Source organism: Pollutimonas subterranea (genome assembly GCF_002849655.1).
GTDB lineage: Bacteria > Pseudomonadota > Gammaproteobacteria > Burkholderiales > Burkholderiaceae_B > Pollutimonas > Pollutimonas subterranea.
On record NZ_PDNW01000026.1, the window covers coordinates 1 to 26449 of the forward strand.

The 26449-nt window shown below is 59.1% G+C and carries 28 protein-coding genes; 16 read left to right on the forward strand and 12 right to left on the reverse strand.

Going from position 1 to position 26449, the window contains the following annotated elements:
- The coding region (locus tag CR159_RS21985) for a hypothetical protein (protein WP_233208419.1) at positions 1-180 on the forward strand (180 nt) is incomplete at its 5' end.
- Here CR159_RS21985 and CR159_RS19635 read toward each other — a convergent pair.
- From CR159_RS19635 to CR159_RS19650, 4 genes are all read right to left on the reverse strand, one after another.
- Positions 167-1333, reverse strand: coding sequence for an acyl-CoA dehydrogenase family protein (locus CR159_RS19635; protein WP_102075649.1), 1167 nt, complete (start codon positions 1331-1333; stop codon positions 167-169). The two genes, CR159_RS21985 and CR159_RS19635, sit on opposite strands and share 14 nt — an antisense overlap.
- Positions 1330-2562 (reverse strand): CaiB/BaiF CoA transferase family protein, encoded by a 1233-nt coding sequence (locus CR159_RS19640; RefSeq protein WP_255398987.1) that lies wholly within the window; start codon positions 2560-2562, stop codon positions 1330-1332. The genes CR159_RS19635 and CR159_RS19640 overlap by 4 nt, the downstream gene beginning before the upstream one ends.
- Positions 2563-2572: 10 nt before the next feature.
- Positions 2573-3583 (reverse strand): Bug family tripartite tricarboxylate transporter substrate binding protein, encoded by a 1011-nt coding sequence (locus tag CR159_RS19645; RefSeq protein ID WP_102075650.1) that lies wholly within the window; start codon positions 3581-3583, stop codon positions 2573-2575.
- A 69-nt stretch (positions 3584-3652) separates the two neighbouring features.
- Positions 3653-4033: a cupin domain-containing protein gene (locus CR159_RS19650; RefSeq protein WP_102075651.1), complete on the reverse strand. Its 381-nt coding sequence runs from the start codon at positions 4031-4033 to the stop codon at positions 3653-3655.
- 168 nt (positions 4034-4201) lie between these two features.
- Here CR159_RS19650 and CR159_RS19655 point away from each other — a divergent pair, with 168 nt between their 5' ends.
- The gene (locus tag CR159_RS19655; protein ID WP_102075652.1) at positions 4202-4462 is read left to right on the forward strand and encodes an antitoxin; all 261 of its coding nucleotides are present in this window, start codon (positions 4202-4204) and stop codon (positions 4460-4462) included.
- A gap of 8 nt (positions 4463-4470) precedes the next feature.
- On the forward strand, positions 4471-4881 hold the full coding sequence (locus tag CR159_RS19660) for a type II toxin-antitoxin system VapC family toxin (protein ID WP_233208420.1): 411 nt from the start codon (positions 4471-4473) through the stop codon (positions 4879-4881).
- Between the two features lie 53 nt (positions 4882-4934).
- Here the strand turns inward: CR159_RS19660 and CR159_RS19665 are convergent, their stop codons facing one another.
- Positions 4935-5888: a LysR family transcriptional regulator gene (locus CR159_RS19665; protein WP_102075654.1), complete on the reverse strand. Its 954-nt coding sequence runs from the start codon at positions 5886-5888 to the stop codon at positions 4935-4937.
- A gap of 125 nt (positions 5889-6013) precedes the next feature.
- Between CR159_RS19665 and dsdA the strand changes: the two genes are divergently transcribed.
- From dsdA to CR159_RS19695, 6 genes are all read left to right on the forward strand, one after another.
- Positions 6014-7360, forward strand: coding sequence for a D-serine ammonia-lyase (gene dsdA / locus CR159_RS19670; RefSeq protein ID WP_102075655.1), 1347 nt, complete (start codon positions 6014-6016; stop codon positions 7358-7360).
- A 68-nt stretch (positions 7361-7428) separates the two neighbouring features.
- Positions 7429-9018, forward strand: coding sequence for an ABC transporter substrate-binding protein (locus CR159_RS19675; protein WP_102075656.1), 1590 nt, complete (start codon positions 7429-7431; stop codon positions 9016-9018).
- A gap of 7 nt (positions 9019-9025) precedes the next feature.
- Positions 9026-9967, forward strand: coding sequence for an ABC transporter permease (locus CR159_RS19680; protein WP_102075657.1), 942 nt, complete (start codon positions 9026-9028; stop codon positions 9965-9967).
- 7 nt (positions 9968-9974) lie between these two features.
- Entirely contained in the window at positions 9975-10877 is a 903-nt protein-coding gene (locus CR159_RS19685; protein WP_102075658.1) for an ABC transporter permease, read from the forward strand.
- Between the two features lie 34 nt (positions 10878-10911).
- Positions 10912-12597: an ABC transporter ATP-binding protein gene (locus CR159_RS19690; protein WP_102075659.1), complete on the forward strand. Its 1686-nt coding sequence runs from the start codon at positions 10912-10914 to the stop codon at positions 12595-12597.
- Between the two features lie 82 nt (positions 12598-12679).
- Entirely contained in the window at positions 12680-14179 is a 1500-nt protein-coding gene (locus CR159_RS19695) for a M81 family metallopeptidase (RefSeq protein WP_102075660.1), read from the forward strand.
- A 33-nt stretch (positions 14180-14212) separates the two neighbouring features.
- Here CR159_RS19695 and CR159_RS19700 read toward each other — a convergent pair whose 3' ends face one another.
- Both CR159_RS19700 and CR159_RS19705 read right to left on the reverse strand, forming a co-directional pair.
- Positions 14213-14695: an RES family NAD+ phosphorylase gene (locus CR159_RS19700; RefSeq protein WP_102075661.1), complete on the reverse strand. Its 483-nt coding sequence runs from the start codon at positions 14693-14695 to the stop codon at positions 14213-14215.
- Entirely contained in the window at positions 14692-15195 is a 504-nt protein-coding gene (locus CR159_RS19705) for an antitoxin Xre/MbcA/ParS toxin-binding domain-containing protein (RefSeq protein ID WP_102075662.1), read from the reverse strand. The genes CR159_RS19700 and CR159_RS19705 overlap by 4 nt, the downstream gene beginning before the upstream one ends.
- Before the next feature lie 130 nt (positions 15196-15325).
- Between CR159_RS19705 and CR159_RS19710 the strand changes: the two genes are divergently transcribed.
- Together CR159_RS19710 and CR159_RS19715 are read left to right on the forward strand one after the other, a co-directional pair.
- A complete protein-coding gene (locus tag CR159_RS19710) occupies positions 15326-15853 on the forward strand; it encodes a M48 family metallopeptidase (protein ID WP_102075686.1) in 528 nt (175 codons plus the stop codon).
- A gap of 42 nt (positions 15854-15895) precedes the next feature.
- On the forward strand, positions 15896-16675 hold the full coding sequence (locus CR159_RS19715) for an SDR family oxidoreductase (RefSeq protein ID WP_102075663.1): 780 nt from the start codon (positions 15896-15898) through the stop codon (positions 16673-16675).
- Here CR159_RS19715 and CR159_RS19720 read toward each other — a convergent pair.
- A complete protein-coding gene (locus CR159_RS19720) occupies positions 16670-17644 on the reverse strand; it encodes a LysR family transcriptional regulator (RefSeq protein ID WP_102075664.1) in 975 nt (324 codons plus the stop codon). The two genes, CR159_RS19715 and CR159_RS19720, sit on opposite strands and share 6 nt — an antisense overlap.
- A 117-nt stretch (positions 17645-17761) precedes the next feature.
- Between CR159_RS19720 and gbd the strand changes: the two genes are divergently transcribed.
- Both gbd and CR159_RS19730 read left to right on the forward strand, forming a co-directional pair.
- Positions 17762-18907, forward strand: a complete 1146-nt coding sequence (gene gbd / locus CR159_RS19725) for a 4-hydroxybutyrate dehydrogenase (protein ID WP_102075665.1) — start codon at positions 17762-17764, stop codon at positions 18905-18907.
- A gap of 21 nt (positions 18908-18928) precedes the next feature.
- The gene (locus tag CR159_RS19730; RefSeq protein ID WP_102075666.1) at positions 18929-20527 is read left to right on the forward strand and encodes an aldehyde dehydrogenase (NADP(+)); all 1599 of its coding nucleotides are present in this window, start codon (positions 18929-18931) and stop codon (positions 20525-20527) included.
- Here CR159_RS19730 and CR159_RS19735 read toward each other — a convergent pair.
- Positions 20520-21269 carry a YdcF family protein gene (locus tag CR159_RS19735; RefSeq protein ID WP_102075667.1) on the reverse strand — a complete coding sequence of 250 codons (750 nt, stop codon included), beginning with the start codon at positions 21267-21269 and terminating at the stop codon, positions 20520-20522. The two genes, CR159_RS19730 and CR159_RS19735, sit on opposite strands and share 8 nt — an antisense overlap.
- 1 nt (position 21270) lies before the next feature.
- Here CR159_RS19735 and galE point away from each other — a divergent pair, with 1 nt between their 5' ends.
- Together galE and CR159_RS19745 are read left to right on the forward strand one after the other, a co-directional pair.
- Complete coding sequence (gene galE, locus CR159_RS19740; RefSeq protein ID WP_102075668.1) at positions 21271-22281, forward strand: UDP-glucose 4-epimerase GalE; 1011 nt, start codon at positions 21271-21273, stop codon at positions 22279-22281.
- A gap of 99 nt (positions 22282-22380) precedes the next feature.
- Entirely contained in the window at positions 22381-22794 is a 414-nt protein-coding gene (locus CR159_RS19745) for a helix-turn-helix domain-containing protein (RefSeq protein WP_102075669.1), read from the forward strand.
- Positions 22795-22857: 63 nt separating this feature from the next.
- On the opposite strand, the gene CR159_RS19750 is transcribed toward CR159_RS19745, so the two are convergent.
- Positions 22858-23217, reverse strand: coding sequence for a DUF4351 domain-containing protein (locus CR159_RS19750; RefSeq protein WP_143705488.1), 360 nt, complete (start codon positions 23215-23217; stop codon positions 22858-22860).
- A complete protein-coding gene (locus CR159_RS19755; protein ID WP_102075671.1) occupies positions 23199-23426 on the reverse strand; it encodes a hypothetical protein in 228 nt (75 codons plus the stop codon). The genes CR159_RS19750 and CR159_RS19755 overlap by 19 nt, the downstream gene beginning before the upstream one ends.
- A gap of 438 nt (positions 23427-23864) precedes the next feature.
- On the opposite strand from CR159_RS19755, the gene CR159_RS19760 reads away from it, so the two are divergent.
- Positions 23865-25100 (forward strand): ATP-binding protein, encoded by a 1236-nt coding sequence (locus CR159_RS19760; protein WP_233208421.1) that lies wholly within the window; start codon positions 23865-23867, stop codon positions 25098-25100.
- 57 nt (positions 25101-25157) lie between these two features.
- On the opposite strand, the gene CR159_RS19765 is transcribed toward CR159_RS19760, so the two are convergent.
- Positions 25158-26441: an O-antigen ligase family protein gene (locus CR159_RS19765; protein WP_102075673.1), complete on the reverse strand. Its 1284-nt coding sequence runs from the start codon at positions 26439-26441 to the stop codon at positions 25158-25160.
- Positions 26442-26449 lie beyond the last annotated feature (8 nt).

A 26449-nucleotide genomic window follows, 5' to 3' on the forward strand; every position in this document is an offset into this window, starting at 1 on the left:
GCCGGCTTCGGCTTGTTTGAGGATCGCCATGATCTGGCTGTCGGTAAATCGGGATTGCTTCATTGCTCGAATTTCCTTGTTGTGGAAATTCTACTTCAGCTCACTGCGGTTCTATGGGGGGATTACCTATCCTCTTCAGCTGGTGCTATTTCTTCGCCCGCGCCGCCTAATACGACTTAGGTAGTCCCAGCACCTTTTCCGCAATAAAACACATGATCAACTGCGGACTCACCGGCGCGATCCGGGGGATAAAGCTCTCGCGCAAATACCGCTCGACATGGTATTCCTTCGCGTACCCCATGCCGCCCAGTGTCAGGATAGCCGTCTGGCATGCATTGAACGCCGCCTCGGCCGCCAGGTACTTGGCGGAGTTAGCGTACTCGCCACAAGGCAGGCCTTCGTCGTAGAGATACGCCGCCTTCTGCACCATCAGGTCTGCGGCTTCCAGCTGCATCCATGCTTGTGCCAGCGGATGCTGTATGCCCTGGTTCTGGCCTATGGCGCGTCCGAATACGCTGCGCTCTTTTGCGTATTCGACGGCGCGATCCAGGGCTGCACGGCCCAGGCCCACGGCCTCGGCGGCGATCAGGATGCGTTCGGGATTCAGGCCGTGCAGGATGTACTTAAAACCTTCGCCTTCATCACCAATGCGATCGGCTACGGGGATACGCAGGCCGTCGATGAACAGCATATTCGAATCCACGCACTTGCGGCCCATCTTTTCGATTTCGCGCACTTCGATCTTGCTGCGATCCAGGTCGGTATAGAACAGCGACAAGCCTTGCGTGGGTTTCTTCACTTCCGACAGCGGCGTCGTGCGCGCCAGCAGCAGCATCTTGTTGGCGACTTGTGCCGTGGAGATCCAGATCTTTCGCCCGTGCACCACGTAATGATCGCCATCGCGCACAGCGCGAGTGGTCAGCTTGGTGGTGTCCAGGCCCGCATCGGGCTCGGTCACGGCAAAGCAAGCTTTGTGTTCGCCGCTGATGAGGGGAGGCAGCGCTTTGGCGCGTTGCTCGGGTGAGCCGAATACCACCACGGGGTTCAGGCCGAAAATATTCATGTGTACCGCGGATGCACCCGAGAATCCGGCGCCGGAGCGCGAAATCGTATGCATCATGAGCGCGGCTTCGGTCATGCCCAGACCCGATCCGCCGTACTCTTCGGGCATGGCAATGCCCAGCCAGCCGGCCTGTGCCAGATCGCGATGAAATTCATGTGGGTATTCGCCGTCGCGGTCGCGCTCCAGCCAATAGTCGTTGGGGTATTGCTCGCACAAGGCTTCCACCCCGGCGACCAATGCCTTGCGATCCTCTGTCAATACGAAACTCACGATAGCTTCCCGTTGTTGGTTGTGCCTGTTGACGTGGGGTCCATCACTTTGTCGATGGCGGTTGTGGCCAGCCCCGCTTCACGCAGCACCTCTTCGGTGTGCTCGCCCAGGCGCGGTGCGTTGCGCCGTATGCTCAAGGGTGTTCTGGAATAATTGCCCACCGGCGCCGGCGACCGTATGGCGCCTTCGGACGGGTGTTGCAGGTCTTTCAGCATGCCGACCTGCTTCAGATGAGGATCGGCAATCAGGTCATCGACGCTGTACAGCGGCGCCGAGGGGATGTCGGCGTCGTTGAACGCCTGCAGCCAGTATTCGCTGGTGTTTGTCGCCAGGGTTTCGGACACGAAGCAATAGGCTTCATCAATATGTCGGGCCCGGGCGGTATGGGTACTGAAGCGAGGGTCTTGCAGCAAGTCGCTGCGACCGATGATCTCGAAGAATCGGGCCCAGTGCTTGTCGTTGTAGATCAGGACGCTGACATAACCGTTGGCGGTGGCATAGGGCCGACGGTACGACACCAGCAGGCGGGCGTAGCCGGTGGCGCCTTCGGACGGGCTGAAGGTTTCGCCGCCCAAGTGGTCGCCCAGCACCAGCTGCGCCATGGCTTCGAACATGGGAACTTCGATGGCTTGCCCCTGGCCCGAGGCACGGGCCTGGATGACGCCGGCCAGCATGGCGATGGCTACTTGCATGCCCACGGCGCGATCCGCCAGGGTCAGCGGCGCATACCGCGGGACGTCGCCCGAGTTCTGCTGATAAAGCGAGGCAATGGCGGTCATTCCCTGGATCAGGTCATCGTAGGCGGGCTTGCCGGCATACGGACCGTTGCTGCCAAAGCCGTAAGCGCCCACGTAGACCAGCTTGGGGTTGGCCTGTGCGACCTCTTCATAGCTCAAGCCCAGCCGGGCCATGGCCTGGGGGCGCACGTTATACAGCAACACATCGACGGTCTTGGCCAAATCCAGGCAGGCTTGCCGGCCTTCGGGGGTTTTCAGGTCCAGCACAATCGAGCGCTTGTTGCGGTTTAGGTGCAGGTAGATGGCGCCCATGCCGGGGTTGCGCATGGGGCCGACCGCGCGCATGTTGTCGCCTGTGGGCGACTCCAGCTTGATCACGTCGGCGCCCAGGTCGCCCAGAATTTGCGTGGCATAGGGCCCCATGACCACGGAGCTGAGGTCGAGGATACGTATACCCTCGAGCGGACCGGCGGAAGCTTGTGCTGTAGTCACATCGTTACCATTATTGTGGAGCGATTTTGGCAGCTTTGATCAGGTCGCCCCAAAGCACGTACTGATCTTGCACGAAAGTGGAAAATTCTTCGGGCGTGCCGCTGAAGGCGTCGAAGCCCAGGTCGGCCAGGCGTTTCTTGGTGGCGGGATCGTTAACGATTTTATTGATGGCGGTATTCAGCACCTTCACGATCTCGGGTGACATGCCGGCCGGACCGAAATAGCCATTCCAGGAATTGATGTCGAAGTTGGGCACGCCCGCTTCTTCCATGGATGGCAAGTCGGGGACGAGATCACTGCGCTTGGCGGTGGATACGGCCATGGCGTGCAGGCGGCCGGACGTCACGAAAGGCATGCCCGACGTGAAATCGGTAAACATGAAATCGACTTGGCCGCCAACCAGGTCGGTCAAGGCTTGCGGCGTGCCTTTGTAGGGAATGTGCAGGATATCTATGCCTGCTACCGCGCCTAGCGTGCCGCCGGCCACGATGCCGGTGCTGTTGCCGGTGGCGTAGGTAACGTTACCCGGGTTCGCCTTGGCGTAATCGACCAGTTCCTTCACCGTCTTGTATGGCCTGGACGGATTGGTGACCAACAGGAAGGGAAGATTGCCGCCACGTGCGATAGGGGTGAAGTCCTTGACCGGATCGTACGACACGTTCTTCATCAGCCATGGTGCGGCCGAGTGCGAGGTATTGGTCGTGACAAACAGGGTGTAGCCATCGGGCTTGGCCTTGGCCACGTAATTGGCGGCAATGGTGGCGTTGGCGCCCGGCTTGTTTTCCACGATGACGGTCTGGCCCAGCATTTTGCCGAGCTCATCGGCAAAGATGCGTCCGACGGCGTCGGTGCCCGATCCGGCGGGAAACGGAACGATCAGGTTGATGGGTTTTTCCGGATAAGCGGCCAAGGCGCTGGTGGCGCACAGCGCCAGGCCCAGCAAGGAAGTGCCCAGCACGCGCTTGGCGGAACGGGCGGCGGATACGCGGGGCGACGCGTTCAGGGTCGGGAATAATTTCATGGTGGAGTCTCCGGTGCCGCGATCTGAATCAGCGGCTGTTGTTGTTTAGGGTGTGGGTGAATGTCGTGCTTAACGAATAACGCGATCGGGGTTTTCTTCGTAGGGCGGTGAGTAAATAACAAGCAGGCGCGCGGGCTCTTCGCTGGTTACGGTGAAGACATGCTTCTTGTCTGGCGGAAAGTAGCAGCAGTCGCCGGGCAGCAATTCGCCACGTTCGCCTTCCACTTCGACGATGGCGGAACCCGACAGCAAGTAGCATACTTGCTCTATGCCGGGATGCGCATGCGGAAGCGCGCCCTGGTTTTTCTCGATGGTGCCGACCAGCACTTCAACGTGCTGCGCGCCCACGGTTTCGCGGCTGATGATGCGGCGATTGACGGTGCCGCTGTGATTGGCGGGGGAGTATCCCGCAACGTCCGATTCGCGGATGATCCAAGAGGGTTTAGGCATGATAATGTTTCCTGTATATGAAAAGAGTTTTACACACATGAAATATAGCCGCAACTAGGGTTTGCACGGACTTCGGTCGAGCGATGACGTTCATGTGGCGTTAAAGCCGTGTAGCGCTGGCGCGAAGCCGGATATATACTGTGGTATCCACCATGTCAGGAGCCAGTGATGAGCCAAACAGCCAAACTGTTCAGCAATGGTCGCAGCCAAGCCGTGCGTCTGCCGGCTGCTTATCGATTCGATACTAAGGAGGTCTTTATTCGTAAAGACCCGGAAACAGGCGACATAATCCTGTCCCGCAAGCCGGAAACGTGGAGCGATTTTTTCGACGCGATCAAAGACCTTGACGTTCCCGTTGACTTTCTCGATGTGGATGAGCGCAGGCAAGATGTTTGCGACCGCGATCCATTCGATGAAGGAAAGCCATGAAGCGGTACATGCTCGATACAAACATGGTAAGTCACTTGATAAAAGGGCATGAAGTCGTGGCCGGGGGCGTCGCGTCAATGCCAATGACGTCGTTATGTATTTCAGCGGTTACTGAAGGCGAGCTGCATTTCGGACTGGCAAAAAGACCCGAGGCCAAGCGCCTTCATAGGGCCGTTAACGAGCTTCTCAAGTGTGTCGATGTGCTTCCCTGGGACAGCGCCGTCGCGCAAACATATGGACTCGTGCGGGCCGGCCCGGAAAGCCGCGGCAGGCCATTAGGATCGCTCGATATGATGATCGCAGCCCATGCTGTATGTACCGACTCCATACTGGTGACCAACGATTCTGCTTTTCATCAGGTGCCGCGCCTGAATGTCGAAGACTGGCTAAGGCCCGCCAACTACTCTTCCGACCGTTAGCTGTGCTCGTCCAAGGGGCGTCCTTGATACTTTGGCTTCGCCCGCATCCAGCGTTACCGTAGCGTCTTCAGCCAGATATCGCGGACGTGCTGGAACTGTTTGCTTTCGCGGTTCAGCCAGTCTTCGATGATGCTTATGTTTTCCATGCCTTGGCTGGTGGAAATAAAGTAATAAGATGCTTTTGACCGAACCGGTGTGGCAAAAAAGGGCGCCAGGCGTCCCTTGATCAAATCGTCCAGCACCAGCGCCATTCGGCCCATGGCAACGCCTTGGCCGGTCAGGGCCGCAGTGACGGCCAACTGAGACAAATTAAAGAGTTGCCCGTCGTGCGTGGCTGGCACCGGTGAGCCCACCCCTTCCAGCCACGTATTCCACTCCGTATATTCTTCGGCTCTATCCCAAGGCATGGCGTCGTGCAGCATAAATGCGCTGGGTAAGTCAGCCGGTTTTTTTAGTTCCGGGTGGGCAGCCATGAAGGCCGGGCTGGCGACGGGGATCAGCCACTCGTCCAAAAGCTTTTCTGCGTACAGGTCGGAATAGCGGCCCAAATCGAAACGTATGCCGGCCTGAATGTGTTCCTGATCCATGCGGGATCGGTCCAGGGCTTGAAACTCGCCATGGACCCGGACAGATAGTTCGGGGTTTTCCCTTAGTAGCTGTCCCAGCCGTGGTGTCAGCCATACCATCGCGAACGATGGCGAGCAGCTAAGGCTAAGGGCCTGGTTTCGTCCGCTTCCATGTATTTGTCCTAGCGCATCGTCCAGCACCTGGAATGACTGGCTGACTGCGATGGCCAGTCGGAGCCCTTCCTGCGAAAGCTCGAGATTACGCCGTGCGCGGTGGAATAGGGCCACTCCCAGGTGGTCTTCCAAACGCTTTACTTGCTGGCTGACGGAGCCCTGTGTCACATGCAATTCTGCAGCGGCCTTGGTGAAGCTGTTGTTGCGCGCGGCGGCATCAAAGCAGCGCAACCAGGTAAGCAGGGACGGTGAGAGCTTGTGTTTCATTAGTATTACTAATAAGGAAGTTAATATAAATGGCTTGCGGTATCAGTGTGCCACGGCCAGAATAAGTCCATAGACATGTCCATGTGATGAGTATGGATTAGGCGTAAATCTTAGGGAAAACACTGATGCGTACTGATGGGCCACAACAAATAATGAAGTTGCCGCAGCTGTGGCTGAATCAGGATATAAACGTTTATCCGGACGCCGATTCGGATGCTCGCATTACTATAAGCAATGTAAAAGAAGCCGAGCTGCGTTTGGCCAGGTTTGCGCCTTTACTGATGGAGCTGTTTCCGGAACTGGTTGCCAGCCAGGGCATCATCGAGTCTGAATTGATCGAACTGCCGTCGATCGCCGGTATCGACAATATCAATGGCCGTTACGGAAAATTCTGGGACAAGGCGGATCATGCGCTGCCCATTGCCGGGTCCATCAAGGCAAGGGGCGGCATTCACGAAGTGCTTGAATTTGCCGAATCGCTGGCGCGCCGCCATGGCTTGCTGGACAGCTCGAACGACTATTGTCAGTTGTCATCCTCGACCAGCCGCTCCCTCTTTAGCCAGTACGAAGTGTCGGTCGGGTCTACCGGCAATCTGGGGCTGAGCATAGGCATTATGTCGGCTGCCTTAGGCTTTCGCGCCACGGTGCATATGTCGGCCGAGGCCAAGCAATGGAAGAAAGACCGGCTGCGCCGCCATGGCGTCACCGTGGTGGAGTATTCCGGCGACTATGCCCAGGCCGTCGAGGCGGGGCGGCAGCGCGCCAGCGCTGATCCACACAGCTATTTCGTTGACGACGAGCAATCCCATTCCCTGTTCATGGGCTACGCAGTGGCTGCCTTCCGGCTGCAAGCGCAGCTCAAGTCCGCAAACGTCAAGGTCGATGCCGAGCATCCCTTGTTTGTTTACCTGCCTTGCGGCGTAGGGGGCGCGCCGGCTGGGGTCACCTTTGGCCTTAAACATATCTTCGGTAAAGCGGTGCATTGCTTTTTTGTCGAGCCCACCACTTCGCCATGCTTTCTGGCCCAAATGCAAAACCCTGACCGGCCCGGCATCACGGTCTACGACGTCGGACTCGATAACGTCACCGAAGCCGACGGCCTCGCCGTTCCGGCCGCATCCGCGCTGGCGATCAAGGAAATGCGCCCCTTGCTCTCGGGCATTGCGACCACCGCCGACGACACCCTGTTCGCCGACCTGGCCTGGCTGCATGACCAGGAGAATATCCGCATCGAACCGTCCGCCGCCGCGGCATTCAGCGGGCCGCGCATGGTGTTGGGAAGTGAAGCCGGGCGGTCTTACCTGAGCCAGCAAGGCCTGCTGCCACATATGCAGCAGGCCAATCACATTGTCTGGACCACCGGCGGACTGTTCGTGCCGGATGACGAATATGCCGGCTTCCTCGACCGCGGCAGAAGCGTGATTCGCAAACAGGCCAAGCCCCAGGCCCACCCCGGTGTCAACAACAGTTAGTCGTTTTCTTGTAGCGTCATACCGGCCTCTCGTCTGGCCACTTTTCATCCACTAAAGCAAGGTAACCCATGTCGAAACAACAATTATTCTCGCCACGAAAACTTTTACTGGCTGCCGCCCTTGCCAGCGCAGCCATCGCACCGTCGCTGCAGGCGCAAACCATTACCGCGGTCATGCACTCCAGCTTGCGCGTGCTCGACCCCATCATGACCACCGCGCATATCACGCGTAACCACGGCTACATGATTTACGACACCCTGTTGGCGACCGACGCCGACAACAAAATCCAGCCGCAAATGGTCGAGAAATGGGAAGCCTCCGCCGACGGCAAGTCCTATACCTTCACCTTGCGCGACGGCCTGAAATGGCATGACGGCCAGCCGGTCACCGCCGATGATTGCGTCGCATCCATCAAGCGCTGGGCAGCACAAGACAAGATGGGTCAGATGATGAACTCCCAGATGACCGAAATGAAAGTCGTGGATGCCACGAGCTTCGTCATGACATTCAAGAGCCCGACGGATCTGGCCGTGCGCGCGCTGGCCAAGCCCAGCGGTATTGCCCCTTTCATGATGCCCAAGCGCATTGCCGATACCCCTCCCAACCAGCCGATCAAAGAATATATCGGCTCGGGACCGTTCAAGATGGTCACCGCCGAATTCAGGCCTGGCCTGCAGGCGGTTTATGAAAAGAACACCGATTACCTGCCGCGCAAGGAGGCCGCCAGCGGTACCGCCGGTGGCAAGAATGTGTATGTCGATCGCGTGAAGTGGATCGCCACGCCCGACGCCATGACGTCCGTCAACGCCCTGGTCAGCGGCGAGATCGACTATCTGGAACAGCTGCCTTTCGACCTTGCGCCAATTGTCGAAAGCAATACCGACATCAACATCAAGGTTCTGGATCCACAGGGCTACCAGACCGTAATGCGCATGAACCACTTGCATGCTCCGTTCAACGACAAGAAGATTCGCCAGGCCGCGATGTACGCGGTGGATCAGACCAGCGTCCTGCAGGCACTGATTGGTAATCCCAAGTACTTTAAGACCTGCGCCGCCTTGTTCGGTTGTGGCCTGCCCTATGACAGCCAGGCCGGTGCCGAAGTGACCGTCAAGGGCAATATTGAAAAGGCCAAGGCATTGCTGAAAGAGGCTGGCTACGACAATACCCCGGTCGTGATCCTGCAGCCCACCGACACCCCATCGGTCAATGCCCAGCCCGTGGTTATCGCCCAGGCCCTGCGCGCCGCGGGCTTCAAGGTCGACATGCAAGCCATGGATTGGCAGACCGTCGTGACTCGCCGTGCGGTTCAGACCGAACCCAAGGCAGGCGGCTGGAACATATTTGCCACCAATAACGTGATGGCCGAAGCGCTGGACCCCTTGCGTGCCTTTGGCGTCGCCGCCAACGGGACACAGGCCTGGTTCGGCTGGCCTGACGTGCCCAAGATCGAAGAGCTGCGTGTCGAGTTTTCAGGCACCACCGACGAAGCCAAGCGCAAGCAATTGGCCGGTGAAATCCAGCAACTGGTGATCGACGAAGGCGTGCTCTTACCCATGGGCCAGTATTTTGTGCCCGGCGCTTTCCGCAAAAACCTGACAGGTATGCTGGAGTCGCCCGCACCGATCTTCTGGAACATCAAGAAATCTGCAAGCTGAGCTGACTATGTTTAACTTCATCCTACGGCGTGCCGCAGCATCGATCCCTGTTATGGCCATGGTGGCGGCGGTGGTGTTCGCCATCCTCAGGCTCACTCCGGGCGACCCGGCTGCGATTATCGCGGGCGACTCGGCCACACCGCAGCAGCTTGCTGAGATACGCCAGACGATGGGGTTGGACGAACCAATCTATACCCAGTTCTTTATGTGGATATGGCGCCTGCTTCAAGGCGACCTGGGCACATCACTGCTTTCCGGTGTGCCCGTCGCCGAAATGATAGGGCAGCGCATGGGGCCGTCGCTGGCCCTATCCCTGAGCACGATCACCTTGTCGGTCATCGTCGCCATTCCGTTGGGGATTCTGGCAGCCCGGCGCCAAGGCAAACTCCTGGACCGGGTGGTCATGGCCGCGTCGGTGCTGGGTTTTTCGGTACCGGTCTTCGTGACCGCCTATGTCATGATCCTGGTCTTTTCCCTGAAGCTGGGCTGGTTTCCCGTACAGGGCTATAAGCCTCTTTCGGCAGGCGTGTGGCCATTTGTCCAGGCCCTGGTCCTGCCCACGGTTGCACTCAGCACCGTGTACGTCGCGCTGATCGCGCGCATTACCCGAACCAGCATCATCGAAATCATGGGCGAAGACTTCATTCGCACGGCGCGGGCCAAAGGGCTGCGCGAGCGCAGCGTACTGACCGGGCATGCCTTGCGCAATGCCGCGGTACCCATCGTGACGATTATCGGTGTGGGCGTGGCCATGTTGATCAGCGGCGTGGTGGTGACCGAGTCGGTTTTCAATCTTCCGGGCCTGGGACGGCTAGTGGTCGAAGCGGTACTGGCTCGCGATTATCCGGTCATACAGGCTCTGATACTGCTGTTCGCATTTGTCTACGTTCTTATCAATCTTGTTGTCGACGCGCTCTACACCGTGTTCGATCCCCGTATCCGTTACTGAGGCCGACATGACAAACGCTACTACTACACTGCCTGCCGCCTCAGCGCCCGGCGATGCAGGCATTGCCCCGGCCAAAATTCAGTCCGCACTGCTCCAGACCCTCAAGGGCGGGCCGGTCCTGATATCGCTTTTCGTTCTGGCCCTGGTGGTCTTCATTGCCTTTTTCGCACCTTGGTTGCACACGGTAGACCCTACCGCCATCGACCCCAGCGTGCGGCTAAAACCCATCTCGGCCGAACACTGGCTGGGCACCGATGCCTATGGCCGGGACGTGTTCTCGCGGGTGCTGTATGGCGCACGGGTGTCGCTGGTGGTGGGCCTGGGCGTCGCCGCGTTCAGCATGGTCATAGGCCTGGCGATAGGCGTGGTCGCCGGCTATTTTCGCTGGATCGACGGCATCGTCATGCGCATCATGGACGGCTTGATGGCCATTCCCGGCATCCTGCTGGCGATCGCTTTGGTGTCTATTTCGGGTGCCAGCTTGTTGACCGTCATGATCGCCATCACGGTGCCTGAAGTGCCGCGGGTTGTGCGGCTGGTGCGCAGCGTCATCCTAAGCGTGCGCAACGAACCTTACGTTGAAGCCGCCGTGGCATTGGGCACGCCCACCTTTACGCTAATGATGCGCCATCTGGTGCCCAACACCATGGCGCCGCTGGTCGTGCAAGGTACGTATGTATTTGCCTCCGCCATCCTTACCGAAGCCATTCTTAGCTTCCTGGGCGCGGGCGTGCCGCCTGAAACGTCGTCATGGGGCAACATCATGGCCGAAGGCCGTGCCTACTTTCAGCTGTTGCCCGGCTTGGTGTTGTACCCCGGCATCTTGCTGTCGCTCACTGTACTAAGCGTCAATGTCCTGGGCGATGCCATGCGCGATGCGCTGGACCCGCGCATGTCGCGTCGACTGTAAGGCAGCTGCCTTGAACGAATATCAGGAAATAATCATGACTCCGTCCGCACACGAATCCGCCGGCGCCCGCGGCGATGCTCCGGTATTGACCATAAAGGAACTATCCGTCAATGTAAGCAGTGGCCCTGCCAAGTCCGAGGCCGCTCCTGGCCGTCCAGTCGTCAAGAGCATGAGCCTGGAAGTCTTTGCCGGCGAGACACTTTGCATCGTGGGCGAATCCGGTTCAGGTAAATCGGTGACCTCGCTCGCGGTAATGGGCTTGCTGCCCAAAGACGCATTGACGGCCACGGCCGGACAAATAGAAATCGACGGCGAGGACATCCTGAAGGTCAGCGCCGGGCGCATGCGCGAACTGCGCGCTTCCAAAATCGCCATGGTGTTCCAGGAGCCCATGACGGCGCTTAACCCGGTGCATCGGGTTGGCGCCCAGATTGAAGAGGTACTTAAACTGCACACAAAAGTCGGCGCGGCGGAAAGGCGTCGGCAGGTGTTGGCGATGCTGGAATCCGTGCATCTGCCCGACATCGAGCGTATGTACGATTCTTACCCGCATCAGTTGTCCGGTGGTCAGCGCCAGCGGATTGTCATTGCGATGGCATTGATCTTGAAGCCCAAGCTGCTTATTGCCGACGAGCCCACCACGGCGCTTGACGTGACGACGCAAAAGCAAATTCTGTCCTTGATTCGCGAACTGCAAACCAAACATGGCACCGCCGTTATCTTCATCACCCACGACTTCGGGGTGGTAGCCGAAATTGCCGATCGTATCCTGGTCATGAACCAGGGTAGCGTGGTTGAAACTGGTACCCGTGATCAAGTGCTTGCGAATCCCGCGCAAGACTACACCCGCATGCTGGTTTCATCGGTGCCCAGCCTGACGCCCCACACGCGTGCCGCGCCCGATGGTGAAATCATTCTTAACGTCCGCGGCCTTAACAAGTTTTACGACAAGGCCAAGCGCTTATTCAAAAAGACGGAACGAGTGGCGGCCGCCAGCGATGTCACCCTGACTTTGCGTCGCGGCGAAATCCTGGGCATTGTGGGCGAGTCGGGCTCGGGGAAATCCACGGTGGCGCGCTGCGTCGTGCGATTGATCGACCCCAGCTCGGGTGAAATCCGCCTGCACGATGACGATATTACCGTTCTGGGCCGCAGCCGGCTGATGCCCATACGCAAGCGCATCCAGATCATTTTCCAGGACCCCTATCGCAGCCTGAACCCCAGGCGGCGCGTCGGCGATTCAATCATCGAAGGTTTGCTCAACTACGGCACCGCGCGCGGCGATGCCATCAAGCAGGCGTTGCGGGCAATGGAACTGGTGGGCCTGCCGGCCGATACGCTGGACCGCTATCCGCATCAATTTTCCGGAGGCCAGCGTCAGCGTATTTGCATCGCGCGCGCATTGGTCATGGAGCCCGATGTCCTGGTCGCCGACGAAGCCGTGTCGGCGCTTGATGTTTCCGTTCAGGCCCAGGTGCTGGACCTGCTCGAGGAAGTGCGCCAGCGCGTTGGCGTGGGGGTGCTGTTCATCACCCACGACCTGCGGGTCGCCGCGCAGATCTGCGACACCATTCTGGTGATGCAGCAAGGCAGAGTCGTGGAATCCGGCAGCGCCAGCCAGGTGCTGAGCCAGCCGCAGGAAAGCTACACCAAGGCCCTGATCAATGCGGCGCCCGGTCGCGGCTGGGATTTCCAAAACTTCCGACCGGTTCCGGCGTAAGCGGATTGACTGACGCTGTTCAACAATTTGAAGCGCGCCGGCATACGGTGCAAACACACACTCACGAGAGGCAGATATAACCATGCTACGTATCGTTTACGGCGGTTTCCAACACGAAACAAATACCTTTGCGCCTGATTTGGCCGATTGGGACGCCTTCCTGGCCGGTGGCGGCTGGCCAGGCCTGATGTCGGGTGACGCCATTTGGCCCGCGATTGCGGGCGCCAATATTCCCGCCGCCGGTTTTGTGAAATGCGCACAAGATGCAGGCGACACCGTCATTCCTACGACCTGGTGCGCAGCCAGCCCATCGGCGCACGTTGCCGCCGACACGTACGAACGCATCGCCTCGATGATTGTCGACGGCATCAGTGCCGCTTTGCCGGTGGATGCCGTGTATCTGGACTTGCATGGTGCCATGGTGGCCCAGACTTTCGATGATGGCGAAGGCGAACTATTGCGCCGGGTGCGCGCGGTTGTCGGGCCCGACGTGCCTATCGTGGCCAGCCTGGACCTGCATGCCAACGTGACTGCACAGATGCTGCACGAGGCCGACATACTTGTCGCCTATCGCACCTATCCCCATGTCGACATGGCCGAAACCGGCGCCCGGGCGTACCAGCAACTGCAACATCGGCTTGCCAAGGGCGTACGGCCCAAGGTTGCCGTACGCCGTTTGCCCTTCCTGATTCCCATCTGCTGGCAATGTACCGACATACAGCCATCCAAAGGCCTGTATCAGCAACTCGCGCAGATCGAGAACGACGTCACTCATGTGTCGTTCACCACAGGGTTTCCAGCGGCAGACTTTAAAGAATGCTCACCGGTGATCTGGGCGTATGCCGACGATCAAGCCAGCGCCGACGCAGCCGCCGACCAGCTGGAAGCCGCCGTCAATGCAGCGGAGTCATCGTTCGCCGGCAAGCTCTACAGCCCCGACGAAGCCGTGCAGTACGCCATGCAAAAATCATTGACCAGTTCCAAACCCATCGTCATTGCCGATGCCCAGGACAACCCGGGCGCTGGCAGTAATTCGGACACTACCGGCATGCTGCGCGCCTTATTGCGTAACAAGGCCCAGCGTGCCGCTATCGGCCTGATCATCGACCCCGCTGCGGCCGCGAAAATACATGAAGCCGGAGAAGGGCAGCGCATTCGCATTGCCATCGGTGGCAACGCGGGCCTTCCTGACGACCAGCCCTTTGAAGGCGATTTTCTTATCGAGCGCCTGTCGGACGGCAAGACCGCCGCGACGGGGCCTTATTACCACGGGTTCAACCTCGATATGGGCTTGTCCGCATGCCTGCTGATCGACGGTGTGCGCGTGGTCCTGGCCTCGCAGAAAGTACAAATGGCGGATCAGGCCATGTTCCGCTTTGTGGGCGTTGAGCCAACCGAGCAAGCCATTTTGGTCGTGAAAAGCGCGGTGCACTTTCGTGCCGACTTCACCCCCATTGCCGAAGAAATCATCGTAGGCGCCGCGCCTGGCTCCATGCCCATGATCCTGAAGCAATTGCCTTGGAAGAACTTGCCGGTGGGAATACGGCTGGATCCTTGCGGGGAAGCCTTCCAGGTGGCGTAAGTCTGCCGCCTTCGTGGCCGGCCAGGCTGGTGTTCATGAAATGCCAGGCCTGAAAACGCGGTTGTATTCGAACCGGCGTACTGTTTTCGCGGTAATCGATCTGGATTGTGGGTGTAAGGGATTGATGAGAACGGTTAGCTCCTCGGGTACGATCACGGAAGGCACAAGCAGTATGGGCGAACGCTTGGACAGCAACCACGCCGAGCCCAATCTCACACTGGCGTTTCCGGCGGGGATGGCAGCCCAGGTCACGGGAAGATCGTCTGTCGCGAACTCTTCCCTGGCTGCCCAGACAAGGGCGGGGACATCAAGTTCGATCAGATAGCGATTCAACGGAAAACCACCGTCATCGATGTAAGCGGCCGTCTCAAGTACGGCAAGTGATACCGTCGAGGCGCAATATACGACCGCCTGACCGAAGTCGTTCCAGCGGCCGGGATGAATTGCCGCACCGGTGCCGCCGATGTCCGCAGCCGAGTAGCCGCGCGTTTCTGCGGCGATGCGCCATAATTTCACTGATAAGCGCCGCTTTCTATAGCGCCTAGCAGTCTGGCAACGATATCAATGCCGGTGGGCGTGTCGATAAGATCGGCAGGCTTTCGTCCACCAAGTGCCGACTGTGGCAGCTCTATCCACTGCCCCAGCCATTTACTGGCATCGAAATCTTTCGCTACTTCGGCTGTGCTGTTTTCTGCCATGTTTTGCGCGATTCCCAGCAATCGGATCATGCCGATGGCAGCATGTCCGCTGCTTCCGGTGACGAATTCGCCAGCGCCCATTTTTTTTTCTGCGGTAGCCTTGGGCACGCCAAGAATCTTGTACATGTACGAGATCGGGACCGACATTTTTCTTGATAGGCTCTTCAGGACTGCACCGTGCACGCCTTGTCGCTCGATTTCCACGAGTTCCAGCGGCGTGGCCGTGGAAACGTCGCGTACATAATCGTCGACCGAATAGGCAGCGGACGCCTGCCGGGCAAGGGTTCGTCTGGCTTCGCTGGTTTTGGGGTCATTCATCGGAGTTCGCATGGCACGGTCCGTGTCGTCTATATATGAACACATATTAGTCTATAAATATACGCAACGGATCGAAACAGCATTGCGGACAAGTACCGTGGAGCGCTACCCCAGGCCTTACAATCCTGGCATGAAATACCTGAAGGGCTATTCCCCCGACACACGCAATAAAGTCCAGCTGCTGCTTGATCGCGGGCAGCTGGCCGATGTGCTGCGCAGCCGGTATCCGAAGGCCCATGGCGTGCGTACCGACAAGGCCTTGTACGACTACGTCGTCGATTTGAAAAACAGCTATATCCGCAATGGCGCGCCCATCAGCAAGGTGGCGTTCGACAGCAAGATGCAGGTGATCGCCCACGCGCTGGGCACGCACACCACCATTTCGCGCGTGCAGGGTATGAAACTCAAAACCAAGCACGAAATCCGCATTGCCACGATATTCCGGTCGGCGCCGGAAGCGTTCCTGAGAATGATTGCCGTGCACGAGCTAGCTCACTTGAAGGAAAGAGAGCACGACAAGGCTTTCTACAATCTTTGCGAACGCATGGAGCCGAATTATCATCAGTACGAGTTCGACCTGCGCCTGTACCTGACGCATCTGGATCAGCCGGGCGGCGCCAATTTGTGGGACATGACCCGCACTTTGCCAGAGGCCTGACCTACACTGCCCATTAAATCAATCAACCAACACGAGGCATTCATGGACTTACAGTTGCAAGGAAAAAGCGCGCTGGTTTGCGGTTCAAGCAAGGGGCTGGGCTACGCCTGCGCCATGTCTTTGGCCCGCGAAGGGGTCGACTTGACGCTCGTTGCCCGGACAGCCGACTTGCTCGAGCAATCGGCCGAAACCATACGGCAGGCGATGGGTGTGAAGGTGTCGACGGTGGCGGCGGACATTACTACGGTCGAAGGCCGCGAACAGGCCTTTGCTGTGGCGGGCATGCCCGACATCCTGGTGACTAATGCCGGCGGCCCCAAGCCGGGCGACTTTCGCGACTGGTCCAAGGACGACTGGATGGCGGCCGTGAATGCCAATATGTATACGCCTATTGCGCTGATCCAGCATGTGATCGACGCGATGATCAGCCAGCGTTACGGGCGCATCGTGAACATCACCTCGGCGGCGGTGAAGATGCCCATCGACATCCTCGGCCTGTCCAATGGCGCGCGCAGCGGCCTGACCGGCTTCGTGGCCGGCTTGGCACGGCAGGTGGTGGAGCACAACGTGACCATCAATAATCTGTTGCCCGGCCCCTTCGAGACCGACAGGCTGAAGGAAACGGCCGCCAAGACGGCGCAGAATACCGGGAAGCCCATCGAAGACATCATGCAGGCGCGCCTGAAATCCATACCCGCCAAGCGCTACGGCCAGCCTTATGAGCTGGGTGATGCCTGCGCCTTTTTATGCAGCGCGCAGGCCGGCTTTATGACGGGACAGAACCTGGTCCTGGACGGCGGCAGCTACCCGGGCATGCTATAGGACTGAAGGTCCCGGCCCGGTGCTGCGGCCCGGCGACGGCTCCGGGTCATCACGAAACGACTGCATGAACAATTGCGCCGCGCGCGACAGTACGGCGCCGCGGCGCGTCACCAGTTGATACGGCTCGCTGCGCGATTTCAACGCCAGCGGCAGGATGCGCATGACGCCCATCGAGGCAAAGAACTCGGCCACGTCCAGGGCCAGCAGTGCCACAATATCCGGCTGGCGACGCAGCAGGGCCAGCGTGGCAAAGGCCGAGGTGGTTTCAAAAAGCCGGTGTGGAAAGCGCAAGCCGGCTTCATGGAATTCACGTTCCAGCAGGCGGCGCATTGGCATGTTGGCCGAATACACGACCCAGCGCGATGCATCCAGGTCGGCCAGCTCCAGATGGCTGCGGCCCGCCATGGGATGGTCGATGCTGCTGACCACCGCCAGGGTTTCGTGGTGTATGTCGATGCTGTCGTACAGTTGCGGCTGCGCGCTGACGGAACGCCGGCAGATGGCCACGTCCAACCGGCCGCGATCCAGCAGATGCAGCAGCCGTGCGCTGGTGTCTTCGACGATTTCCACGGCCACGTCGGGATATTGCGCCAGCAGCCGTGTAATTTCTTCCGTCAGCAAAGGCACTGCGCCCATGATCACGCCCACATTCAACCGTCCGCCTTGTCCTTGCAGGATATCTTCCATTTCGCCGCGCAGGTGGGCCAGGTCGGTCTGCATGAGCCGGGCGTAGCGTATGGCGCAATGGCCCATTTCAGTGGCGACCAGTCCGCGCGAGCTGCGGGCAAACAGCGGCACGCCAAAAATGGCTTCGATTTCCTGCAAGGCCTTGCTGGCTCCGGGTTGCGTCAGGGAAACTTTCTCGGCGGCTTTCAGCAAAGAGCCGTGATCGGCCAGGGCGCTGAGCAAATGCAACTGCTTGAGCCTGAGCCTTGCGGTCATTTGTTCCAGTGAGGGCAGTGTTGGCATGAATAAAACTTATACCTGTATGTGCGCCGCTTAGTTTTCAAAGTGGCGCGATTATCGTAAATTGCTGGAAGAACACATCCGGCACTTTTCCAAACTATAACGAAAAGCGATACAACCATGGCACTCATCAACTACATCACCCAGGTCCAGTTCGGCTACGACGCCCTGGCCACCGTGCAGCAGGAATGTGATCGTATCGGCATAACGCGTCCCCTGATCGTCACCGACGCCGGGGTGAGGAAGGCGGGGCTGGTCGATCGGGTGTTGGCGCAGCTGGACCATGCCGATCCCGCCGCGGTGTTCGACGGCACGCCGTCCAATCCGAACGAGGCTGCGGTGCAGGCCGCCGTGCAGGTATATCGGCAGGGCGGCTTTGACGGCATTATTGCCGTCGGGGGCGGTTCGTCCATCGACTTGGCGAAGGGCGTGGCTGTGTGCGCGACGCATCCGGGCGAGCTCAAGACCTTTGCCGTGATCGAAGGCGGTGCGGCGCGCATCACGGCGGCGACCGCTCCTGTCATTGCCATTCCCACCACGGCCGGCACGGGCAGCGAAGTCGGGCGCGGCGCCATCCTTATCTTGAACGACGGACGCAAGGTGGGCGTGCTTTCGCCGTATCTGGTGCCCCGTTCCGCCATTTGCGATCCGTCCATGACGCTGGCACTACCTGCCATGCTGACGGCCGCCACCGGCATGGATGCCATTGCGCATTGCATGGAAACCTTTATGTCATCGGCCTTCAATCCACCGGCCGACGGCATTGCCCTGGACGGCTTGCGCCGCGCATGGCGCCATATTGAAACCGCTACCACCCATCCCCAAGACCGCGAGGCGCGCCTGAACATGATGAGCGCTTCCATGCAGGGCGCCATGGCCTTCCAGAAAGGCCTGGGCTGTGTGCACAGCCTCAGCCATTCGCTGGGCGGTATCGATCCGCGCCTGCACCACGGCACGTTGAATGCTGTCTTTCTTCCCGCGGTCATCGAATTCAATGCGGCATCGCCCTCGATGCTGCAGGAACAAAAGCTGGAACGCATGGCGCAGGCCATGCAGCTGCCCGATGCCAGCGCACAGGCCATAGGCGCGGCGATAGTCGAAATGAGCAAGCGGCTGGGCCTGCCAGCGGGCCTGGCTGAAATGGGTGTGTCGCGCGACCAGTTTGCACGCATCGTCCAGGGTGCGTTGGCCGATCACAGCCACAAGACAAATCCCCGTGAGGCATCGCAAGACGATTACGTCCAGATGCTGGAACGGTCCATGTAAACTCGTTAGGGAAATCTAGAAATGAATGACTTCGTCAGCGCCCAGATCCTGGGACACAACTACATAGGCGGACGCCGCAGCGCGCGTGGGAAAGCCACACAGCAAAGCATCGGCGCCGACACCGGGCAGCCCTACCACGTCAGTTTCTCGCAAGCCACGCCGGAAGAAATCGACGAGGCCGTGCAGGCTGCCAGCGACGCCTATCGCGAATACCGCAACCTCTCCATCGACCGGCGCGCCGAATTCCTCGAGCAGATCGCCGAAGAACTTGACGCGCTGGGCGACGACTTCATCGCCGAAGTCTCGAACGAAACCGCACTGCCCGCGGGCCGCCTGCAAGGCGAACGATCACGCACCAGCAACCAGATGCGCCTTTTTGCGCGCGTGCTGCGCCGCGGCGACTTCCATGGTGCGCGCATCGATACCGCCTTGCCGGAACGCAAGCCGATGCCGCGTGTCGACCTGCGCGTGTGCCGCATCGGCATGGGGCCGGTCGCGGTGTTCGGCGCCAGCAATTTCCCTCTGGCATTCTCGGTGGCCGGCGGCGATACGGCCGCAGCGCTGGCCGCGGGCTGCCCGGTCGTCGTCAAGGCCCATACCGGCCACATGGTGACGTCGGAGCGCGTGGCGGACGCCATCGAACGGGCACGCGAACGTTGCGGCATCCCGGCGGGCGTGTTCAACATGATCTACGGCACGGGCGTGGGTGCCCGTCTGGTGCAGGCGCCCGGCATCAAGGCCGTGGGCTTTACCGGTTCGCTGAAAGGCGGTCGCGCCCTGTGCGACCTGGCTGCGAATCGCCCCGACCCGATTCCCGTTTTCGCCGAGATGTCCAGCATCAACCCCATCGTCTTGCTGCCGGGCGCCTTGCAGGAACGCGGTGCCGCGATCGCCCGCGACCTGGCCGCATCGGTTGCGGGGAGTTGTGGCCAGTTGTGCACCAGCCCCGGACTGGTGCTGGGCGTGCAATCACCCGAACTGACCGCCTTCACCAAAGAGCTGGAGCAGGCCTTCACCGCAACGCCCGCCCAAACCATGCTCAACCGTGGCGCGCTGGACAGCTACGAAGCCGGCATCAAGCGCCTGAAAGCGCTGAAGGGCATCGAGGTGCTGGCCAAAGGCACGGCCAACGACGGCAAGGCAAGCGCCTATGTGTTCAAGGCCAAGCCCAGCCTGCTTCTCGACCATGACGACGCACCACTGGAAGAAGAAGTGTTCGGGCCATCCACCGTGCTGGTTACGTTCGAAAGCCAGGAGCAATTGACCTCCTTCCTCAGCGCCATGCATGGCCAGCTGACCGCCACCCTGATCGCCACCGAGGCCGAGGTGGTCAACCATTCAGCCGTGGTGTCCATCCTGGAAGAGAAGGCAGGCCGTCTTTTGCTTAATGGCTTTCCGACTGGCGTTGAAGTGTGCGACGCCATGGTGCACGGCGGCCCGTATCCGGCAACGTCCGATGCGCGTGGCACGTCAGTAGGCAGCCTGGCCATCGACCGCTACCTGCGTCCGGTGTGCTATCAGAACTATCCCGATGCACTGCTGCCGCCTGTGCTGCAGAATGCGAATCCGCTGAAGGTGCTGCGACTGGTCAACGGCGAATTCACCAAAGACGCTATCTAGGCAGCCGATACCAGACCATCCCCACCCACTCGTGGAGCGCCTTGTTGGACAGGCTTAGGTAATCGGCCTGGGGGATGAAATTCATGATGCCCTGCACCGGCTCAATGTGAAACACGGTGGGCGCGGCAATCACGGTGAAGCCCGCGCGCTCGAAGGCCTTCTTGGCGCGCGGCATATGCCAGGCATGCGTCAGCAGCGCAATCGTATTCACGCCCTCAGGCTCCAGAACCCGCCGGGCAAACTCGGCATTTTCCGCCGTGTTGGTCGATTCTGTTTCCTGCCAACGCACCGGGGCGTCGAACACGGTTTCCAGCTCGCGTTTCATGACCCAGCCCTCGGCCTCTCCGCCGGAAGGGTTGCCGCCCGTCACCATGATCGGCAGATTATGCTGATGGTGCAGAAAGGCCGCATAACGCACCCGTTCCAGCGTCGCGCTATTGGACACGTCGGAGGCATACTCCGGCTGGCTATGCCGCACGCCTCCGCTTAATAGTACGATGGCCTGCGCTTTGCTGAGTTCCCGCGGATCCACCGCGCCGGCGGATTCCAGGCTGCGTATCATCTTATAAGCCGTCACCGGCATGCTTAGAACGGCCAAGCTGCCTATGCCGATGACAAGCAGCGTCCAGCCCGCCCGGCGCCAGCGTGCCGTCAATAGAATGCAGCCGATGATCATGAGCAGCAGCAGGCTGCCCGGCAACAGCACGATTTGCGAAACTGTGGAATTGAACGTGGGATACATGATGACTCAAACTATACTCGTTACGGGTGGCACCGGATTCATAGGCAGCCACGCCACAGTGGCCTTGCAGCAGGCCGGATACCGCGTCATTATCATTGATAATCTTGGCAATAGTTCGCTGGCCGTCCTGGATGCCATTGCCCACATTACCGGCATCCGCCCGGAATTCGCGCAAGGCGATATTCGCGACCCCGAGACCCTGCAGCTGCTGTTCCGCGCCCACAAGATCACCGCCGTGCTGCACTTCGCAGGCCTGAAGGCAGTAGGGGAGTCGACGCAGATGCCGCTGGCTTATTACGACAACAACGTACACGGTACCGTTCAGCTGCTAACGGCCATGCAGCAGGCGGGCGTGCGCAGCATCGTGTTCTCGTCGTCGGCCACCGTCTACGGCGACCCGCAGAAACTGCCGCTTACCGAAGATCATCCACGCTCTGCCACCAATCCTTACGGGCACACAAAACTCGTGGTGGAAGATATGCTGGAGAACCTGTACCGCAGCGAACCCGACTGGCGCATTGCCCGCCTGCGCTATTTCAATCCGGTCGGCGCGCATCCCAGCGGCCTGATCGGCGAGGCGCCACAAGGCATACCCAATAACCTCATGCCCTACGTGGCGCAGGTAGCTACCGGCCAACGGCCCAAAGTGCAGGTGTTCGGCAACGACTACAACACGCCCGACGGCACCGGCGTGCGCGACTACATTCACGTCATGGATTTGGCGCAAGGCCATGTGCAGGCCTTGCGCTATTGCCTGGAAAAAGAGCCGGAATTGTTGACGGTGAATTTGGGCACGGGCACCGGGTACTCGGTGCTGGACATGATACGGGCCTTCGAGCAAGCCAGCGGCAAGACCATACCCTACGACCTGGTGGCACGTCGCCCGGGCGACATTGCCGCCTGCTGGGCCGATACCGAAATGGCGTACCAGAAGTTGGGGTGGCGGGCCGAGAAAGGCATACAGGAAATGTGCGATGACGCCTGGCGGTGGGAGATGACGCGCACATCTTAAAATGAAGCTTTTCGACGCGTTTGAAACTATGATTTGTCAAATTGTGTATATCAAAGCGGTGCTTACTCATCGGGACTACGACAAAGGAGCTTGGAAATCATGAACGCACACATCGACGTAAAGCGCCTGCTTCCGATATGGGAACAGTTTCGTAGTACCACGGACATCGCACCCATTCGCGACGACGCTCATTATGCACGGATGACCGCGCTACTCGAAGCGCTTCTTGATGAGGCTGCTGGTGATGAAAGCCATCCTGCGATGGAGCTGGTTGATATCGTTGGCGACCTTATTGAAGACTTTGAGGCTGACCACTACCCCTTGCCTGAGGCTACGGGTGTGCAGGCTCTGCAGTTTCTACTAGAGCAGCACGGCTTGAAGCAAAGTGACTTGCCGGAGATCGGGAGTCAGGGCGTTGTCTCTGAAATCCTGGCTGGCAAGCGTGACCTCAACATCCGCCAAGTACGGGCGCTCAGCGAACGTTTCGGAGTCGCGGTTGCGACTTTTGTATAAAACCGGCGCCCACGCCGTCTTCCCCAGCAACTCCGGGCGGGCACACGAAATATAACGCTTGCTTTAGGCCGCAAATACGTCATCCAGTGTTTCGGCATCCAGGATGTTCAGCGACCAGGTTTCCAGCTGTTCGGGCGTTGCGGCCCAAATACGCTGCTTTTGGGCCTCTGGAAGAGGGCCGGACTTACGGCTAAGTTGACGTTGCAGCATCAGGGCTTCGCCTTCGCGCAGGCCTTTGTACCTACCTTGTTCTATGCCTTGTTCCAGACCTTTCTCTAGTCCACGCCTCTCACTCAGGCGTTCTATGCTAGTGACAAATGCCATTTTGTGCTCCTGTTCTATCGTGATCATTGCCTGTTCGAAGGCGGGTTCCAGTTCGGCGGGAAGCGCCATCATCCAGTCGATTAGGCGAAATAGCTGCAAGACATTTTTACGGTCGTATTGATGGCGTACATCAGCCGCGCAATTTTGGTCTTGGACACCAGACGCTGTAAGCCATTCTTACGGGTTTGCTGGGCTTGCAATTGCGCCATTACCACCAGCGCAAAAGGGTTGCTCGCGGCCCGCTGTTCCAGTTCGCTCCAGCGCTGCAGCCACGACGCTGAGTGTACGACAGGAAAGCGAAAGTGCATGCACACGCACCAGCTTGTCGGCGTAGCGCCGTCGGGAACTCGCGCCGCGCGAGACGGCTTGCAATTCTTTGTTTAAAAACACGAGTGGCTCGTCCCAATTGATCTGTTCGTGCAGCCATGGGGCGAGCTGGACCAGGAAGCCGTCAAAGTAGTATTCCAGCGCTTCTTTCCAGGGGCTGTCTTAGTCGGTAGGCGGAGCGGCCATGGGAATGACCCTGAATAACATTCGAATCAGTACTTTAATGCGTGCGGCTTCCGATTAATACTTGTAGTTTCAGCAGATATCTATGCGGAGAATCCAGAAATGTCAGGAAAAACCACAGCTACCTCCTATGTTCATGCCGCGATAAACGACGCTTTGTTCCCGAATTTACATTAATAAATTCCGGAATTTACGTTGAATCATTCCGAGATTTACGATATCGTTAGCATATGGACATGACATCTTTGTACCCACGAAGAATCGAGCTACGCACAGCTGAAGCCTTGCAGGACACGCCAGTAGTCCTACTGGTCGGCCCTCGCCAAGCGGGTAAGACGACTCTGGTGCGTCAAATAGCAGAGCAGCGGGGCCTGCGCTACCTGACCATGGACGATGAGCTGACGCTGTTATCAGCGCGGGAAGACCCGGTTGGCATGATACGCAGCCTGGATCGGGCAGTGATCGATGAGATCCAGCGTGCCCCTCAATTGCTGTTGGCCATCAAGAAAAGCGTGGATGAAGATCGACGTCCCGGGCGTTTTCTGTTGACCGGCTCGGCCAACCTGATGGCGCTGCCGACCGTCGCTGATTCGTTGGCTGGCCGGATGGAAACCTTGTCGCTGTTGCCCCTATCGCAAAGCGAAATCCGATTCAGCTCTGCGAACTGGATAGAAAGCGCATTCGCAGGACAGATTCTCAAGGCAGATCAACCTTCCGTGGGCAGCGATCTGATTGATCGAGTGTTGCGTGGCGGCTACCCTGAAGCAATTACGAGAGCATCTGCCAAGCGGCGAGTGGCGTGGGCACGCCAGTACATCGACGCCATAATCCAGCGTGATGTCCGCGACGTGGCGGGCATCGAGAAACTGGACCATCTGCCGCGCTTTCTGCGTGCACTGGCGCAGACGGCAGGCCAGATGTGCAATTACACCCAACTCGGCGGCCAGGTGGGACTGGATGGCAAGACAGCTTCTCGGTATGTCAGTGTCTTTGAGCAGATGTACTTGCTCAAGCGCATCGATGTCTGGGCGCGCAACCGGCTCAATCGCGTGGTAAAGACGCCGAAGCTGCAGTTCATCGATTCTGGCTTGCTTGCGACGCTGCTCGATTTGAGCGGTGATGAGGTTCAGCAGGATCGCACGCGGTTTGGCAATGTGCTGGAGACGTTCGTTTTTAGCGAGCTGCTCAAGCACACGACCACTGCAGACGGCGACTATCGCTTGATGTACTACCGGGATGCCGACAAGTTCGAGGTCGATGTCGTGATCGAGAATGCCGCGGGAAACTTGGTATGCGTCGAGGTGAAAGCCGCAGCCACCGTCAGGGAGAGCGATCTGCGCGGCCTGAAAAAACTGGCCGGCATCGCGGGTGATCAATTCAGGATGGGGGTGTTGCTGTACGACGGCACAGAGACGATGCCATTGGGAGATCGGATCTGGGCCGCTCCTCTGTCGTCGCTATGGGGTAATTGAGTTACGTCTGCGCCGTAAAGACGTCATCCCATTGCCTGCTCGAAGGCGGAAGTGACCTCAAGCGTCCAATCGTTGGCTTGGTGCACCGGCCTCGGCATTCCGCATACACGCCCACACAATCACCATCGTCAACACAAAGAAAATAATCCCGTTATTGCGCCCCAAGATCACCTGGCTCATGCCAAACATGAAGTACGACGCCAGGAGCGTGGACCCGCACAAGGCCAGTGCCTTCACCGCGATATCGGGCGAGCGCAGCCGCTTACAGAAGTACCAGAAGGGCAGCAGGTACATCGCCAGCAGCAGCACCAAGCCGATCGCGCCCTGGAACAACAGCACCTCAAGATAATTATTGTGCGTGTTCGCCATTTCCAGCATGTAGGGGTCGACCTTCTTTTCCGCCACCAGCCGCTCGATCTCAGCCCGGGCTTCCTGGTGGCTCCAGCCGAGCAGCGGCCGCTGGGGTATAAGGATGAAGGCGGTGCGCCAGATTTCCAGGCGTGCACCCACCGACGATACCGCGGCGTCCTTGCCGACGTATTTCGTGGTCATGTACTTGTCGACTTCGGTCACCGCCAGGTCGTAGCGTTCTTGCACGCCGGTTTCCGGTACCGAAAACACCACGCCCACCACAACCACCACGCCGGCAAGCCCCATCAATGCATGCTTGATGTTGCGTCGATGCATGAAGGCATACAGGAAGACCAGCGCAACCGGCGGAATAGCCAGCCAGCTGCCGCGGCTGCCAGACGCCATGACGGTATAGATGCTGGCCAGGACGCCGACCGCAAAGGCGACACGCCAGTGCTTGGCATACCGGCCCTGCGTACCGGCCCACAGCATGCCGGCGATGCAGAACAAGCCGAATACCAGGCCAATATTGCCAAAATGAATGATGTTAAGAAAGCCCGCGGCCCGGTTATCCCCCAGCCAGTGCAACTGCCACACGGCAATGCCATTGGACAGCACGATGCCAATGACTACGCTGGCCCATAGCAGCGGCAGCCGGGGCGGCATGGCCCGCAGCATCAGCAATATAGGAATCGCCATGATCAAGCGGCTGGTCTGGTCCAGCGGCTTGGGGCTGTTGTCGTGCAGCAAGACCATGAGCACCGACCACAGGAATACGGCCAGCAGCGAAAAGATGATGGTCTTTTCTTCGCGGGTCAGTGTGGGCAAAGGATGCCGGGCCATGAAGTACACGCCGCTTAGCAGCAGCGTCATCGCCCCATAGGAATAACCCGAAGGAATGGCAAACATCAGCGAGAAGTACAGGAATACGCCCGACGACGCCAGTATGGGTAAAGCGCTACCTTGGAAACGGCTTTCGGTTATTGCCATTCGCACAA

What these genes read in the sequence shown, in the direction of transcription:
- CR159_RS19680 (WP_102075657.1), top strand. Translation starts at nt 9,026, where the DNA reads ATGTTTAACTTCATCCTACGGCGTGCCGCAGCATCGATCCCTGTTATG.
- CR159_RS19730 (WP_102075666.1), top strand. Translation starts at nt 18,929, where the DNA reads ATGAATGACTTCGTCAGCGCCCAGATCCTGGGACACAACTACATAGGC.
- CR159_RS19650 (WP_102075651.1), bottom strand. Translation starts at nt 4,033, where the DNA reads ATGCCTAAACCCTCTTGGATCATCCGCGAATCGGACGTTGCGGGATAC.
- CR159_RS19755 (WP_102075671.1), bottom strand. Translation starts at nt 23,426, where the DNA reads ATGCACTTTCGCTTTCCTGTCGTACACTCAGCGTCGTGGCTGCAGCGC.
- CR159_RS19715 (WP_102075663.1), top strand. Translation starts at nt 15,896, where the DNA reads ATGGACTTACAGTTGCAAGGAAAAAGCGCGCTGGTTTGCGGTTCAAGC.
- CR159_RS19665 (WP_102075654.1), bottom strand. Translation starts at nt 5,888, where the DNA reads ATGAAACACAAGCTCTCACCGTCCCTGCTTACCTGGTTGCGCTGCTTT.
- CR159_RS19645 (WP_102075650.1), bottom strand. Translation starts at nt 3,583, where the DNA reads ATGAAATTATTCCCGACCCTGAACGCGTCGCCCCGCGTATCCGCCGCC.
- gbd (WP_102075665.1), top strand. Translation starts at nt 17,762, where the DNA reads ATGGCACTCATCAACTACATCACCCAGGTCCAGTTCGGCTACGACGCC.
- CR159_RS19660 (WP_233208420.1), top strand. Translation starts at nt 4,471, where the DNA reads ATGCTCGATACAAACATGGTAAGTCACTTGATAAAAGGGCATGAAGTC.
- dsdA (WP_102075655.1), top strand. Translation starts at nt 6,014, where the DNA reads ATGCGTACTGATGGGCCACAACAAATAATGAAGTTGCCGCAGCTGTGG.
- CR159_RS19745 (WP_102075669.1), top strand. Translation starts at nt 22,381, where the DNA reads ATGAACGCACACATCGACGTAAAGCGCCTGCTTCCGATATGGGAACAG.
- CR159_RS19705 (WP_102075662.1), bottom strand. Translation starts at nt 15,195, where the DNA reads ATGAATGACCCCAAAACCAGCGAAGCCAGACGAACCCTTGCCCGGCAG.
- CR159_RS19685 (WP_102075658.1), top strand. Translation starts at nt 9,975, where the DNA reads ATGACAAACGCTACTACTACACTGCCTGCCGCCTCAGCGCCCGGCGAT.
- CR159_RS19765 (WP_102075673.1), bottom strand. Translation starts at nt 26,441, where the DNA reads ATGGCAATAACCGAAAGCCGTTTCCAAGGTAGCGCTTTACCCATACTG.
- CR159_RS19720 (WP_102075664.1), bottom strand. Translation starts at nt 17,644, where the DNA reads ATGCCAACACTGCCCTCACTGGAACAAATGACCGCAAGGCTCAGGCTC.
- CR159_RS19695 (WP_102075660.1), top strand. Translation starts at nt 12,680, where the DNA reads ATGCTACGTATCGTTTACGGCGGTTTCCAACACGAAACAAATACCTTT.
- galE (WP_102075668.1), top strand. Translation starts at nt 21,271, where the DNA reads ATGACTCAAACTATACTCGTTACGGGTGGCACCGGATTCATAGGCAGC.
- CR159_RS19690 (WP_102075659.1), top strand. Translation starts at nt 10,912, where the DNA reads ATGACTCCGTCCGCACACGAATCCGCCGGCGCCCGCGGCGATGCTCCG.
- CR159_RS19675 (WP_102075656.1), top strand. Translation starts at nt 7,429, where the DNA reads ATGTCGAAACAACAATTATTCTCGCCACGAAAACTTTTACTGGCTGCC.
- CR159_RS19710 (WP_102075686.1), top strand. Translation starts at nt 15,326, where the DNA reads ATGAAATACCTGAAGGGCTATTCCCCCGACACACGCAATAAAGTCCAG.
- CR159_RS19735 (WP_102075667.1), bottom strand. Translation starts at nt 21,269, where the DNA reads ATGTATCCCACGTTCAATTCCACAGTTTCGCAAATCGTGCTGTTGCCG.
- CR159_RS19655 (WP_102075652.1), top strand. Translation starts at nt 4,202, where the DNA reads ATGAGCCAAACAGCCAAACTGTTCAGCAATGGTCGCAGCCAAGCCGTG.
- CR159_RS19760 (WP_233208421.1), top strand. Translation starts at nt 23,865, where the DNA reads ATGACATCTTTGTACCCACGAAGAATCGAGCTACGCACAGCTGAAGCC.